Raw genomic sequence first — 13538 nt, forward strand, 5'->3', positions numbered from 1 at the left:
GCTCTTGGCCCAGTCGGCCAGGAAGGTTTCGAGGCCCTTGTCGGTCAGCGGGTTTCTGACCCGCATTCTCAGCCTGCTGTTCGTTTGCAGCATGCTGTCCGTTCAACCTTAATTAGAGTGCCATAACGATGGCGATGAAAGCCGAAATCAAGTCCTGTATCTTGGCGGGGTTGGCCGATCGTCTCGATCCATACATGATCGAGAAAGGGTTCTCTCGTGGCAAGTCGAGTTTGATCTATAAGCGCGTTATTCAAGGTTCTACGCAAAAGATCGACATAGCCGTGCAGGTTCATCCCAAGGACAATCCTAACGCGGCGGCTGCGATTTATCCGCAGATGGAAGTGATCGTTCCCGAAGTGGATTCGGTTCTTGAGGATATGGTCGGCGAAAATGTCGGCCTTCTCGAAGGGATAACCGGCGGGAGATCGAAACAGCCGATTGGATTTCTTTCTGAGAAGGCGCACGCTGGTCGCTGGTTCGTACATCAGTCGGACTCGGCGTTGGGTGTAGTTGAAGATATAGGGGCTTTCATCAAACGTTGGGCTATCCCGTTTTTGGCTGGCTATGCTACGCCTGAAGATATCATCGCGGCCGATCAGCGTGACGATGGAAGGTTGGCTCGCAACCGGGCGCAGATGATGCGGGTGGTCGCTGCGGCGCTGGTGAGTAAGCGCAAGGACTATGCACAGGCGACAATGGAAAAGTGGCTTGGAACACCCGGCACACGTCGCCGTTATGAGCAGATTTACGACTATATCCAGCGGGTAGCCTAACTGGGCGACTATCCACTCACTTTTGCTCGAAGATTATGATCCACAAAATGCGGTTTGAATGCTGACCAACGATATAGGAAGATCGATTGCATTTTCATGCTTGATAAAAAGCCCCGCGATCGTCTCGCGGGGCTTCGTGCATTCGATGTCCAAAAAATCAGGCGATCTTCTGGCCGGTCTTGGCCCAGTCGGCCAGGAAGGTTTCGAGGCCCTTGTCGGTCAGCGGGTGCTTGACGAGTGCCTTCAGCGTTGCCGGCGGGGCGGTGATGACGTCGGCGCCGATCAGGGCTGCTTCCTTGACGTGGTTGACCGTGCGGATGGAGGCGGCGAGGATTTCGGTCTCGTAGCCGTAGTTGTCGAAGATCTGGCGGATTTCGCGGATCAGGTCCATGCCGTCGAAAGCGATATCGTCGAGGCGGCCGACGAAAGGCGATACGAAGGTAGCGCCGGCCTTGGCGGCGAGCAGGGCCTGGTTGGCCGAGAAGCACAGCGTCACGTTGGTCAAGTGACCGTCCGACGACAGGTTCTTGCAGGCCTTGAGGCCATCGAGCGTCAGCGGCACCTTGATGCAGATATTGTCGGCGATCTTCGAAATGACGGCCGCTTCCTTCATGATCGTTTCGTAGTCGGTCGCTGCAACTTCGGCCGAAACCGGGCCTTCGACGATGCTGCAGATTTCCTTGGTCACTTCGAGAATGTTACGGCCGGACTTGAGGATCAGCGAAGGGTTGGTCGTCACGCCGTCGACGAGCCCGAGGTCGTTCAACTCCCGGATTTCGTTCACATCGGCGGTATCGACAAAAAACTTCATTTGTATTCTCCCTTGGGATGCGGGGGCTGCTTGATGTTTCGGGGTTTTCTTTAACGCAATCCGGAGGCAAGGTCACGGCCGATGACTGAAGATTCGACCGATTTGTTTGACGACCTGTTCGCCCGCCGTGTCGTGCCCGTTCTGGTGCCGATGCCCGCCCCGAAAGCATACTCCTATGCCGTTCCGGAGGGAATGGCGGTCGAGCCTGGATCGATCGTCCAGGTGCCGCTCGGCCCGCGCCAGGTCGTGGGCGTCGTCTKGGACGGTGTCGATGATGGAAGCGTTGATCCAAAGAAATTGAAGCCGGTTACCCAGGTCTTCGATTGCCCGCCACTGGCAAGAGACATGCGGACCTTTCTCGATTGGGTCGCCACCTACACCGTCTCGCCACCTGGCCTCGTTGCCCGGATGGCGCTGCGGGCTCCGGCGGCGTTCGATCCGGAACCGATGATCGAGGGATTGCGGCTCACCGATACCCGGCCGGAACGGATGACATCGGCGCGCGAGCGGGTGATCGCAACGGCCGACAACGGGTTTACCTGGACGCGCTCAGGTCTGGCCCATGCGGCCGGTACCTCGTCCAGCGTCATTGACGGGTTGACGGCGCAGGGCGTGTTCGAGACGGTCTTCATGCCGCCGCCGCCGGTGGTGGCAGCGCCCGATCCAGATTATATGGAGCACCGGCTTGAAGGGCCGCAGAAGCAGGCGGCCATCGATCTGCTGGAAAGCGTCGATGCCGGCGGGTTTTCCGTGTCGCTGATCGACGGCATTACCGGCTCCGGCAAGACCGAGGTCTATTTCGAGGCCATCGCCGCGACGTTGAAGGCCGGTAAGCAGGTGCTGATCCTGTTGCCGGAAATTGCGCTGACGGCGAGCTTCCTTGAGCGATTCCAGGACCGCTTCGGCTCGAAACCGGCCGAATGGCATTCCGACCTTGCACCGCGCACCCGTGAAAAGGTCTGGCGGCAGGTGACGGAGGGCGGCGTGCGGGTCGTGGCCGGTGCCCGCTCGGCGCTGTTCCTGCCGTTCGAAAATCTCGGTCTCATTATTGTCGATGAGGAGCACGATCCGGCCTACAAGCAGGAAGACCGCGTCTTTTACAATGCACGCGACATGGCGGTGGTCAGGGCCCGCATCGGTGAATTCCCGATCGTGCTGGTGTCTGCGACGCCGTCGGTGGAAAGCCGGGTCAACGGCGATCTTGGCCGTTACAATCCGATCCACCTGCCGACACGTTTTGGCGATGCGGCGCTGCCGGATCTCGGCCTTGTCGATATGCGCAAGCATCCGCCGGAGCGCGGCGGTTTCCTGTCGCCGGTGCTGCTGCGCTATATCGGCAAGGCGGTCGAGCGCGGCGAGCAGGCGCTGTTGTTTCTCAACCGGCGTGGATATGCGCCGCTGACGCTCTGCCGTGTCTGCGGCCATCGTTTCCAGTGCCCGGATTGCTCCAGCTGGCTGGTCGAGCACCGGTTTCGCGGCCAGATCCAATGCCACCATTGCGGCTATGCGCAGAAGACGCCGGAGAGCTGCCCGGAATGCGGCACGCTCGATCATCTGGTTGCCTGCGGCCCGGGCGTCGAGCGGATCGCCGAAGAGGTCGACCGGCATTTTCCCGATGCCCGCACCATTGTTCTGTCCTCTGACCTGATGGGCGTCAAGCGGCTGCGGCTGGAACTGGAGGCCATTGCCAAGGGCGAGGCGGATATCGTCGTCGGCACGCAGCTGGTTGCCAAGGGGCATAACTTTCCGATGATGACCTTCGTCGGCATCGTCGACGCGGATATCGGCCTTGCCAATGGCGATCCGCGTGCGGCCGAGCGGACATTCCAGCTGCTTAGCCAGGTGACGGGCCGGGCCGGGCGTACCGGCCTGAAGAGCCTCGGGCTGCTGCAGACTTACCAGCCGCAGCACCCGGTGATGCAGGCGATCGTTTCGGGTGATTCTGAAGCGTTCTACGAGCGCGAGATCAGCGAACGGGAAAAGGCGCTTTTGCCGCCGTTCGGACGCCTTGCCTCGATCATCGTCTCGGCCGACACGCGCGCCGACGCGGAAGGGCATGCCCGCGGCTTGCGGCAGGCCGCCCCCAAGGTCAGCGGCATCAGTATCCTGGGTCCAGCCGAGGCCCCGCTGGCGCTGATCCGCGGCCGCCACCGGTTCCGGCTGCTGGTGCACGGCCGCCGCAACAGCGACATGCAGGCATTTGTGAAAACGATGATGGCGAACGGCCCGAAGCTGCGCGGGTCGGTCAGCGTGCAGCTGGATATCGATCCGCAGAGTTTTTTGTGAAGCCTACCAGTCAGGCTCGAGGGAAGGCGGGGTGCTTTCTTTTGTTTCGGCAACCAACGTTGCTGCTCGACGCCTCAGTTCCAGCGGAAGCGCGTTGAGGGCGGTTTCTTCGAAACCCAAATGCGGCAGGTGTTTGGCGATCAGCTCGGCGACAAGATAAGCCTGATCCTTAGATGCAGTTCAAGAGTTATCCCCATTTGTCGGAATTTCCGCATGGTAGGGATAATGGCAGCTATTTTAGTGCCTTACCGCGAAAGCGTGGGAAAGCGCGACCCGCGGGGCCGATCTTTTGGTAGGGTTTCAGCGCTTCCAGGCAGAATCCGTCTGTGCGATAAGCGAATCGGCTGATCGAGCGGGGAGCATATGTAATGGAGTTCTACATTCCGACGGAAACGGGAGAGTTCCTGGCGTTCTGCGCAGCCGTGATCACATCTCTGCTTGGGCTTGTCTTCCTGTTTGCGCCGGGTATCGCCTTTCGGGCTTTGGGAATCGGTCTGCGTGAAGGCCGGCGCGGCGGTTATGCGGAGGCGCGTTCGACGATGGGCGGCTTTCATCTTGGTCTTGGTGTCGCAGCCCTGCTGCTTGCCCAGCCGATGGTTTACCTGGCGCTCGGCGCCGCCTTTGCACTTGCGGCGTTCGGACGCATCCTGTCGATGCTGTCGGACAGCGGCAATACCGTGGTGAATTGGTTGTATTTGAGCGTCCAGATCGTGCTTTCGGCCTTACTCTTGGCCTATGTCTTCGGTTTCGTCTGAGCCCGGCTGTCAGGGCCCTACAGTATGGACCTCGTCAGTTCATACCCCATTTTTGTCAAAATTTGGCCAAACCGGGCTGAACTATGCGCATTCGTGCGCTTCGCGTGTTGCGAGTCCAGATATCCTATGCTAGACGAACCGCGACTTGTGGGGGGAACAGGCCGCTCGGCCTGTGCATCCTTTAAAATATAGCAACAAATTCAAGGTGTTGGGTTTACGGTTCTCCGCAGACATCGCCCTTGAATTAAAATAAGAGAAGCTTGTGCCCGTGGCAGACACATCCCAGCTTATTTCCGGTGTTGCAGAAAGGTACGCGTCTTCGCTTTTCGATCTCGCACTGGAGGCGGGTTCGGTGGAGAGCGTAGGGGCGGATTTGGACAAGTTCCAGTCGCTGATCAATGAGAGCGCCGACCTGAAGCGCCTTATCGTCAGCCCGATCTTTTCTGCCGACGACCAGTTCAAGGCCATTTCCGCGATCGTCGCGAAGGCTGGAATTACAGGTCTGGTCGGTAACTTCCTGAAGGTGGTTGCTCGCAATCGCCGCCTGTTTGCGGTGCCCGGCATCGTCAAGTCCTATCGCGAAACCGCCGCCCGTCATCGCGGCGAAGTTTCTGCAGACGTGACTTCGGCGCATGCCCTGACGGCAGCGCAGCAGACTGAATTGAAGGCGGCGCTCAAGGGCGTCACCGGCAAAGACGTGACGCTCAACGTCACGGTTGAACCCTCTATTCTCGGTGGTCTGATCGTCAAGGTCGGGTCCCGCCAGATTGACACTTCCCTTCGCACAAAGCTTTCTAGCCTTAAGCTTGCACTGAAAGAGGTCGGCTGATGGATATCCGCGCCGCGGAAATTTCCGCAATTCTCAAAGATCAAATCAAAAACTTCGGCCAGGAGGCAGTTGTCTCCGAAGTCGGTCAAGTGCTTTCCGTCGGTGACGGTATTGCCCGCGTCTACGGTCTGGACAATGTCCAGGCAGGTGAGATGGTCGAATTCCCGGGTGGAATTCGCGGCATGGCGCTGAACCTTGAAGCCGACAACGTTGGTGTCGTTATTTTCGGCGCCGACCGCGAAATCAAGGAAGGCGACACCGTCAAGCGGACCGGCGCCATCGTTGACGTTCCGGTTGGTCCGGAACTGCTCGGCCGCGTCGTCGATGCGCTCGGCAACCCGATCGACGGCAAGGGCCCGATCAATGCCAAGCAGCGCTCGCGCGTTGACGTCAAGGCGCCGGGCATCATCCCGCGCAAGTCGGTTCATGAGCCGATGTCGACCGGCCTTAAGGCCATCGACGCTCTGATCCCGGTCGGCCGCGGCCAGCGCGAGCTGGTTATCGGTGACCGCCAGACCGGCAAGACCGCCATCATTCTCGATACGATCCTGAACCAGAAGGCCATTCACGACAATGGCCCGGATGCTGAAAAGCTGTATTGCGTCTATGTCGCTATCGGCCAGAAGCGTTCGACGGTTGCCCAGTTCGTCAAGGTGCTCGAAGAGCGCGGCGCACTGAAGTATTCGATCATCATTGCCGCAACGGCGTCCGATCCGGCGCCGATGCAGTATCTCGCACCGTTCGCCGGCGCTACCATGGGCGAATATTTCCGCGACAACGGCATGCACGCGCTGATCGGCTATGACGATCTTTCCAAACAGGCCGTCGCCTACCGTCAGATGTCGCTTCTTCTGCGCCGTCCTCCGGGCCGCGAAGCTTATCCGGGCGACGTTTTCTACCTGCACTCCCGCCTTCTCGAGCGCGCTGCAAAGCTCTCGGACGAAAAGGGCGCCGGTTCGCTGACGGCTCTGCCTGTTATCGAAACCCAGGGTAACGACGTTTCTGCGTTCATTCCGACCAACGTGATTTCGATCACCGACGGCCAGATCTTCCTTGAAACGGACCTGTTCTATCAGGGTATCCGTCCGGCCGTTAACGTCGGTCTGTCGGTTTCCCGCGTCGGTTCGGCCGCCCAGATCAAGGCGATGAAGCAGGTTGCCGGCTCGATCAAGGGTGAGCTCGCCCAGTATCGCGAAATGGCTGCGTTTGCCCAGTTCGGTTCCGACCTTGACGCCGCGACGCAGCGCCTTTTGAACCGCGGTGCACGCCTGACCGAACTCCTGAAGCAGCCGCAGTTCTCGCCGCTGAAGACGGAAGAGCAGGTCGCGGTCATCTTCGCCGGCGTGAACGGCTACCTCGACAAGATCGCCGTCAACAAGGTTGGCGCGTTCGAGCAGGGTCTGCTCTCGTACATGCGGTCCGAAGGCAAGGACATTCTTGAAGCTATCCGCAAGGACAAGGCTATCAGCGACGACGTCAAGGGCAAGCTCAAGGCTGCCATCGACACGTTTGCGAAATCCTTCGCCTGATCGGGTTCCATTTAGGACGGATAACGGATGCCTTCACTTAAGGATCTGAAAAACAGGATCGCCTCCGTCAAGGCGACGCAGAAGATCACCAAGGCGATGAAAATGGTCGCCGCGGCGAAGCTTCGGCGTGCCCAGGAGGCGGCCGAGGCCGCACGGCCCTACTCGCAGCGGATGAGCGCGGTTCTTTCGAACATCGCTCAGGCTGTCGGTTCGGATGACAGTGCGCCTCGCCTGATGACCGGCAACGGTCAGAACCAGACGCATCTGCTCGTGGTCTGCACGGCGGAACGCGGTCTTTGCGGCGGCTTCAACAGCCAGATCGCCCGCTTTGCCCGCGATCACGTGCGCAAGCTGCTTGCCGAAGGCAAGACAGTGAAGATCATCTGCGTCGGCAAGAAAGGCTTCGATATCCTGCGTCGCGAATTCGCGTCGCTGATCATCGATCGCGTCGATCTGCGCGAAGTCAAGAAGATCGGCTTTGAGAACGCTGACCTGATCGGCAAAAAGGTCATCGGCCTGTTCGAAAAGAACGAGTTCGATGTCTGCACGCTGTTCTATTCGGAGTTCAAGTCCGTCATTTCGCAGGTTCCGACTGCACTTCAGCTGATCCCTGCTGCCGTTCCGGCAGAAGCGGTATCGACTGATGCAGCGGCTGCGATCTACGAATACGAGCCAGATGCGGGCGAGATCCTCAGTGATCTTATTCCGCGCAACATTTCGGTGCAGGTTTTCCGGGCTTTGCTCGAAAATGTTGCCGGTGAAATGGGTGCCAAAATGAGCGCGATGGACAACGCCACGCGCAATGCCGGTGAAATGATCAACAAGCTGACGCTGTCCTACAACCGTCAGCGCCAGGCTCAGATCACCAAGGAACTCATTGAAATCATTTCGGGCGCGGAAGCGCTCTAAGGTTACGGAAAGAGGGTAAGGATTATGGCTAAGGCAGCTACCCCCAGTACAACAGCAGCGGCTAAGAAGCCGGCAGCAGTGAAGGCAGCAGCGGAAAAGCCGGCAGCAGCAGCGAAGACCGCTGTGGCGAAGAAGGCACCGGCAGCCAAGGTCGCCGTTACGGCAACCGGCGCAGTCGGCCGCGTCACGCAGGTCATCGGCGCCGTCGTCGACGTGACCTTCGATGAAGGTCAGCTGCCGCAGATCCTCAACGCGCTGGAAACCGACAACAACGGCAACCGCCTCGTTCTCGAAGTTGCACAGCATCTCGGCGAAAACGCCGTCCGCACGATCGCCATGGACTCGACCGAAGGTCTGGTTCGCGGTCAGCCGGTCACCGACACCGGCGCTCCGATCACCGTTCCGGTTGGTCTGGAAACGCTCGGCCGCATCATGAACGTCATCGGCGAGCCGGTTGACGAAGCTGGCCCGCTGATCACCTCGGGCAAGCGCTCCATCCACCAGGAAGCGCCGTCCTACGTCGAGCAGTCGACGGAAGCACAGATCCTCGTCACCGGCATCAAGGTCGTCGACCTTCTGGCTCCTTACGCCAAGGGCGGCAAAATCGGCCTGTTCGGCGGCGCCGGCGTCGGCAAGACGGTTCTGATCATGGAGCTGATCAACAACGTCGCCAAGGCGCACGGCGGTTACTCGGTGTTTGCAGGCGTGGGTGAACGTACCCGCGAAGGCAACGACCTTTACCACGAAATGATCGAATCCGGCGTGAACAAGCACGGCGGCGGCGAAGGCTCCAAGGCTGCCCTCGTTTACGGCCAGATGAACGAACCGCCGGGCGCCCGCGCTCGCGTCGCTCTGACCGGTCTGACGATCGCTGAACAGTTCCGTGACGAAGGCCAGGACGTTCTGTTCTTCGTTGACAACATCTTCCGCTTCACCCAGGCAGGTTCCGAAGTGTCGGCTCTTCTCGGCCGTATTCCTTCGGCCGTGGGCTATCAGCCGACGCTCGCCACCGACATGGGCCAGATGCAGGAACGCATCACCACGACGACCAAGGGCTCGATCACCTCGGTTCAGGCCATCTACGTTCCGGCCGACGACTTGACCGACCCGGCACCGGCAACCTCGTTCGCCCATCTGGACGCAACGACCGTTCTGTCGCGTTCGATCGCTGAAAAGGGTATCTACCCGGCCGTTGACCCGCTCGACTCGACCTCGCGCATGCTCGACCCGATGGTTGTCGGCGAAGAGCACTACGAAGTGTCGCGTAAGGTGCAGACGACCCTGCAGCGTTACAAGTCGCTCCAGGATATCATCGCCATCCTGGGCATGGACGAACTGTCGGAAGAAGACAAGCTGGCCGTTGCCCGCGCCCGCAAGATCGAGCGCTTCCTGTCGCAGCCGTTCTTCGTCGCTGAAGTCTTCACCGGTTCGCCGGGCAAGCTGGTTGCTCTCGAAGACACGATCAAGGGCTTCAAGGGCCTCGTCAACGGCGACTACGATCACCTTCCGGAAGCCGCCTTCTACATGGTCGGTTCCATCGAAGAAGCGATCGACAAGGCCAAGCGCCTGGCTGCAGAAGCCGCTTAATGACTTTCGACCGGGGCGCCAAGCGGTGCCCCGGTCGTCACTCGCTGCGGCTGGCACGTGCCCGGCCGCGCCGAACGGGATTTTCTGCCGGGGTTTCTCGCCGGTAGCGCCAAAAGAAGCGAATGATCATGGCTGATTTCAATTTCGAACTCGTCTCTCCGGAGCGCCTGCTGCTTTCCGAGCGCGTCAGCGAAGTCGTCCTTCCGGCAACGGAAGGCGAGATGACCGTCATGGCCAATCATGCGCCGACAATGACGACGATCAAGCCGGGTGTCGTGACAGTCAAGGGCATCGACGGCAAGGTAACGCGCTATGTTGTGTTCGGCGGTTTTGCCGACATCCTGCCGACGGGTTGCACCCTGCTGGCCGAATCGGCTGTTCCGGCCGAGGAGGCTGATCGTGCCGCCATCGAAAAGCGTATCGAGGCGGCAAAGCACGAACTTCAGGACGGCGCGCACAGCGACGAGCATCGCACGCGCGTCGAGACGTTTCTGACCGAGCTTACCCAGCTGAACGGTATACTCGTCGCGTTCTGATCCGGCCTTCCGGACCATTTTCAAAACCCGCTTCGGCGGGTTTTTTATTGCCTTGATAATGGACAGGATCGCGGCAACGATGAGCTTTGCGGTCCGGCGCAGCAGGCCTTTTCTTTCCAGCGTCAATGTTTTTCTGCGTTAACGCTTTGATTTTACGAACGGTCGCATCGGCGAAATGATTTTACATACCCTCGTTTTTCGTTAGGCTTTGCTCGTCGCAGGCGGTTTTGAGATTTACGCCTATGATTTGACAAGAGATAAGAAGGTGCGCATGGCTTCGAAGATCGTGCCGGTCATCATGGCCGGCGGCAAGGGAACGCGGCTTTGGCCGCTGTCACGCGCAGCGGCGCCCAAGCAGTTTCTCCAGTTCCTCGGCGATCACTCGCTGTTCCAGAAAACCCTGCAGCGGGTTTTTGATCAGGAACGATACGCGCCGGCCATCGTGGTAACGAACGCCGAGTTCCGCTTCATCGTTGCCGAGCAGGCCCGTGCGCTCGATGCGCCGCTGTCGAGCATCCTTTTGGAACCTGTCGCCCGCAACACCGCGCCGGCCCTTGCAGCGGCCGCCTTCGTCGTGCTGCGCGAACATGGCGATGACGCCATCATGCAGGTGCTGGCCTCCGACCACGAGATCGATGCCGGGGCGCACTATTTCGATTGCATCCGCATCGCGCAGGAGACTGCACGGACAGGAAAGCTGGTGACCTTCGGTATCACGCCGACGGAGCCGGCAACCGGCTACGGCTATATCGAGATGGGTGATGATCTCGAAACGGGCGCCAAAACCGTTGGCCGCTTCGTCGAAAAGCCGGATCGCGAGCGGGCGGAAGAGCTGCTGGCGAGCGGGCGCTATCTGTGGAACTCAGGGATGTTCATGCTGCCCGTCGGGCAGTTTCTCGCGGAAATCCTGCGCTATGCACCGGCTGTTTACGATGCCGCTCAACGGGCGATCCAGGGCGCTCAGCGCGACCTCGATTTCGACCGCCTGGACGAAGCGTCGTTCTCGCAGGCGCCGAATATCTCGGTCGACTATGCCGTGTTCGAGAACACGCCGCATGCCGCCGTCGTACCGTCATCGTTCAGCTGGTCTGATCTTGGCAGCTGGGACAGCGTCTGGGCGATCGGTGAGAAGGACGAGGCCGGCAACGTCGTCGGTGAGAAAGCAACTGTCAGCGACACGCGCAATTCCTTGGTCCTGTCGCGCGATATCCATCTGGCGGTTCAGGGGCTGGATGATGTCGCTGTCATCGCCAGCGAGGACGCCGTCTATGTCGGGCGCATGGAAGATAGCCAGAATGTCGGTGAAATCGTCAAGCAGCTGGCACTTTCGGCGAAGACGCGAGGGCTGACGGAAAACCATCCGACCTCCTATCGCCCGTGGGGGGCTGTCGCATCGGTGTTGAGCGGCGAGCGCTTCGAGGTCAAGCGCCTGCATGTGACCCCCGGCCGCAAGATCTCGCTGCAGAAGCATCATCACCGGTCCGAGCACTGGATCGTCGTGCGCGGCACGGCGGAGATCACCATTAACGGCGAGACGCGGCTGCTGCATGAAAACGAGTCGGTGTATATCCCGCAGGGCGTCGTCCACCGGCTGACAAATCCCGGCAAGATCGCGCTGGAGCTGATTGAAGTACAGACCGGATCCTATCTCGAGGATGACGATATCATTCGGCTGGATGACGAGTTCGGCCGGACCTAGCGGGCTCGGAACTAGGTTTTGTTCAAAGAAGACGCGAAGGCGGCAAGCCTGCGGTCGGGGCCGGACACGCCGGGGTCAAGCCCCGGCTGCGAATTCGGCCGATCAACCGGAAACAGCACGGTCCGGCGCGTTAAGCGAATCGATCTTGCGCAGCTGCGGAAAGCCGAGCGCCCAGATAACCGCAACGGCGAGGGTGCCTACGCCGCCGATCACCACGGCCGGAACCGCGCCGATGATATGCGCCATCGTGCCGGCCCGGAATTCGCCGAGTTCGTTGGATGCACCGACAAACACCATGTTGACGGCATTGACGCGCCCGCGCACGGCGTCCGGCGTCCACAGCGCGATCAGCGTTTCGCGCACATAGACCGAGATCATATCCGCCCCGCCCATCAGCATCAGCGCCGCAATCGACAGCCAGGCAACCTGCGACAGGCCGAAGATCACCGTGCCGACACCGAACAGCGCCACGCCGGCAAACATCAGCCTGCCGGCATTGTGGCGGATCGGGTAGGCGGCAAGCGTCACGGCAACCAGGATGGCGCCGATGCCGGGTGCGGCACGCAACAGGCCAAGACCGAGTGGACCGAGCACCAGGATTTCGCTGGCAAACACCGGCATCAGCGCGACGGCGCCGCCGAGAAGTACGGCAAACAGGTCGAGCGAAATCGCCCCGAGCACGATCTTTTCCGTCCGGATAAACTTGAACCCGGCCAGCACCGAGGTCCAGTCGCGCGGCTCGCTCAGGCTATGCTGCGCCGGCTTCTCGATCATGAAAATCAGAATGGACGCAAGGACAAGAAAGACAAGCGCGACCGAATAGGCAACAAGGGCACTGAGACCATAGAGTAGACCGCCAGCCACCGGCCCGAGAATGGCGGCCGTCTGCCAGGACGATGAATTCCAGGCAATCGCGTTGGATAGATCGTGGGCCGGAACGAGGTTCGGTGCCAGTGACTGCACTGCCGGCGCCATGAAGGCGCGCTCGATGCCGAAGACGACCAGGATGGCAAACACCGGCCAGGGTGAAAAGGCGTCGGCAATCGTCAACCCGAGCAGGGCCGCCGCGCAGAGCGCGCTGACGATCATGCAGATCGAGACGATCATGCGCCGCGAATGGCGGTCGGCCACCGATCCCGTAATGAGGATGAGCAGCAGCGACGGCAGGAACTGGAAAAGGCCGATCAGGCCGAGATAGAGCGTGTTCTGCGTCTGCGCGTACATCTGCCATCCCACAGAGACGCTGATGATCTGGATGGCGAAGGACGCGAGAAAACGGGCGAAGAAGAAACGCGCGTAGGAGACATGCCGGAACGCGGCGAACCGGTCAGCACCCTGATGGACGGACATGCGGCAATCTTTCCGAAAAACGGCAGGCTAGCGCGCCGTATTAAACATGTTTGGCCCATCGCGAAAGCACGGACTTGCCGGTTTAGTCGTCAATGTCTACATGTCTGTCAATAACGAATTGGAGACTGGCATGCTTGCTGTCATTGCGACCCTGAATTTCATCATCAACATTGCGTGGTTCCTGGTCATCGCCTCGGCCATTTTTTCCTGGCTTTACGCTTTCAACGTGATCAACGTGAACAACAACGCCATCAACATGATCGGCCGCTCGCTCTACCAGCTGACCGAGCCGCTCTACCGCCCGATCCGCCGCATGCTGCCTGATATGGGCGGCGTCGACCTGTCGCCGCTGGTCGTCCTCGTGATCCTTTACTTTGCCTGGTACCTGCTCAACACCACCATCGCCGCAGCGCTGCTCGGCTGATAGAGATCGGGCAGACAGCCCCTTCAGACGTGAAAAAACCTCCGGATCGR

General features: G+C 60.1%; 12 protein-coding genes. 10 read left to right on the plus strand and 2 right to left on the minus strand.

What is annotated here, in order from left to right; all coding sequences use genetic code 11:
* Nucleotides 1–128 precede the first annotated feature (128 nt).
* Nucleotides 129–773 carry a hypothetical protein gene (locus tag AC1D17_RS16290; protein ID WP_477566419.1) on the plus strand — a complete coding sequence of 215 codons (645 nt, stop codon included), beginning with the start codon at nucleotides 129–131 and terminating at the stop codon, nucleotides 771–773.
* Nucleotides 774–930: 157 nt separating this feature from the next.
* Here the strand turns inward: AC1D17_RS16290 and fsa are convergent, their stop codons facing one another.
* A complete protein-coding gene (gene fsa, locus AC1D17_RS16295; protein WP_477566420.1) occupies nucleotides 931–1584 on the minus strand; it encodes a fructose-6-phosphate aldolase in 654 nt (217 codons plus the stop codon).
* Between the two features lie 81 nt (nucleotides 1585–1665).
* On the opposite strand from fsa, the gene AC1D17_RS16300 reads away from it, so the two are divergent.
* The 8 genes from AC1D17_RS16300 to AC1D17_RS16335 all read left to right on the plus strand — a co-directional run bounded on the left by AC1D17_RS16300 (nucleotide 1666) and on the right by AC1D17_RS16335 (nucleotide 11714).
* Nucleotides 1666–3870 carry a primosomal protein N' gene (locus AC1D17_RS16300; protein ID WP_477566421.1) on the plus strand — a complete coding sequence of 735 codons (2205 nt, stop codon included), beginning with the start codon at nucleotides 1666–1668 and terminating at the stop codon, nucleotides 3868–3870.
* Between the two features lie 368 nt (nucleotides 3871–4238).
* Nucleotides 4239–4625, plus strand: coding sequence for an AGROH133_08824 family phage infection protein (locus tag AC1D17_RS16305; protein WP_477566422.1), 387 nt, complete (start codon nucleotides 4239–4241; stop codon nucleotides 4623–4625).
* A 262-nt stretch (nucleotides 4626–4887) separates the two neighbouring features.
* Nucleotides 4888–5454, plus strand: coding sequence for a F0F1 ATP synthase subunit delta (locus AC1D17_RS16310; protein WP_264219673.1), 567 nt, complete (start codon nucleotides 4888–4890; stop codon nucleotides 5452–5454).
* Nucleotides 5454–6983 (plus strand): F0F1 ATP synthase subunit alpha, encoded by a 1530-nt coding sequence (atpA, locus tag AC1D17_RS16315; RefSeq protein ID WP_477566423.1) that lies wholly within the window; start codon nucleotides 5454–5456, stop codon nucleotides 6981–6983. Before AC1D17_RS16310 ends, atpA begins: the two co-directional genes overlap by 1 nt.
* Nucleotides 6984–7010: 27 nt before the next feature.
* Nucleotides 7011–7892: a F0F1 ATP synthase subunit gamma gene (locus tag AC1D17_RS16320; protein ID WP_477566424.1), complete on the plus strand. Its 882-nt coding sequence runs from the start codon at nucleotides 7011–7013 to the stop codon at nucleotides 7890–7892.
* 24 nt (nucleotides 7893–7916) lie between these two features.
* Nucleotides 7917–9479, plus strand: a complete 1563-nt coding sequence (gene atpD / locus AC1D17_RS16325) for a F0F1 ATP synthase subunit beta (RefSeq protein WP_477566425.1) — start codon at nucleotides 7917–7919, stop codon at nucleotides 9477–9479.
* A 128-nt stretch (nucleotides 9480–9607) separates the two neighbouring features.
* Nucleotides 9608–10015, plus strand: coding sequence for a F0F1 ATP synthase subunit epsilon (locus tag AC1D17_RS16330; RefSeq protein ID WP_477566426.1), 408 nt, complete (start codon nucleotides 9608–9610; stop codon nucleotides 10013–10015).
* A gap of 271 nt (nucleotides 10016–10286) precedes the next feature.
* Complete coding sequence (locus AC1D17_RS16335; RefSeq protein WP_477566427.1) at nucleotides 10287–11714, plus strand: mannose-1-phosphate guanylyltransferase/mannose-6-phosphate isomerase; 1428 nt, start codon at nucleotides 10287–10289, stop codon at nucleotides 11712–11714.
* A gap of 102 nt (nucleotides 11715–11816) precedes the next feature.
* Here the strand turns inward: AC1D17_RS16335 and AC1D17_RS16340 are convergent, their stop codons facing one another.
* Nucleotides 11817–13064, minus strand: a complete 1248-nt coding sequence (locus AC1D17_RS16340) for an MFS transporter (RefSeq protein WP_477566428.1) — start codon at nucleotides 13062–13064, stop codon at nucleotides 11817–11819.
* A 130-nt stretch (nucleotides 13065–13194) separates the two neighbouring features.
* Between AC1D17_RS16340 and AC1D17_RS16345 the strand changes: the two genes are divergently transcribed.
* Complete coding sequence (locus AC1D17_RS16345; protein ID WP_264219707.1) at nucleotides 13195–13488, plus strand: YggT family protein; 294 nt, start codon at nucleotides 13195–13197, stop codon at nucleotides 13486–13488.
* The last annotated feature ends 50 nt before the right edge of the window (nucleotides 13489–13538 follow it).

The sequence above is a fragment of the Pararhizobium sp. P1_E7 genome, from assembly GCF_056405855.1.

Excerpts from the sequence above, each read along its gene's own strand:
- AC1D17_RS16290 (WP_477566419.1), top strand. The coding sequence starts at position 129 with ATGGCGATGAAAGCCGAAATCAAGTCCTGTATCTTGGCGGGGTTGGCC.
- fsa (WP_477566420.1), bottom strand. The coding sequence starts at position 1,584 with ATGAAGTTTTTTGTCGATACCGCCGATGTGAACGAAATCCGGGAGTTG.
- AC1D17_RS16305 (WP_477566422.1), top strand. The coding sequence starts at position 4,239 with ATGGAGTTCTACATTCCGACGGAAACGGGAGAGTTCCTGGCGTTCTGC.
- atpA (WP_477566423.1), top strand. The coding sequence starts at position 5,454 with ATGGATATCCGCGCCGCGGAAATTTCCGCAATTCTCAAAGATCAAATC.
- AC1D17_RS16320 (WP_477566424.1), top strand. The coding sequence starts at position 7,011 with ATGCCTTCACTTAAGGATCTGAAAAACAGGATCGCCTCCGTCAAGGCG.
- atpD (WP_477566425.1), top strand. The coding sequence starts at position 7,917 with ATGGCTAAGGCAGCTACCCCCAGTACAACAGCAGCGGCTAAGAAGCCG.
- AC1D17_RS16330 (WP_477566426.1), top strand. The coding sequence starts at position 9,608 with ATGGCTGATTTCAATTTCGAACTCGTCTCTCCGGAGCGCCTGCTGCTT.
- AC1D17_RS16335 (WP_477566427.1), top strand. The coding sequence starts at position 10,287 with ATGGCTTCGAAGATCGTGCCGGTCATCATGGCCGGCGGCAAGGGAACG.
- AC1D17_RS16340 (WP_477566428.1), bottom strand. The coding sequence starts at position 13,064 with ATGTCCGTCCATCAGGGTGCTGACCGGTTCGCCGCGTTCCGGCATGTC.
- AC1D17_RS16345 (WP_264219707.1), top strand. The coding sequence starts at position 13,195 with ATGCTTGCTGTCATTGCGACCCTGAATTTCATCATCAACATTGCGTGG.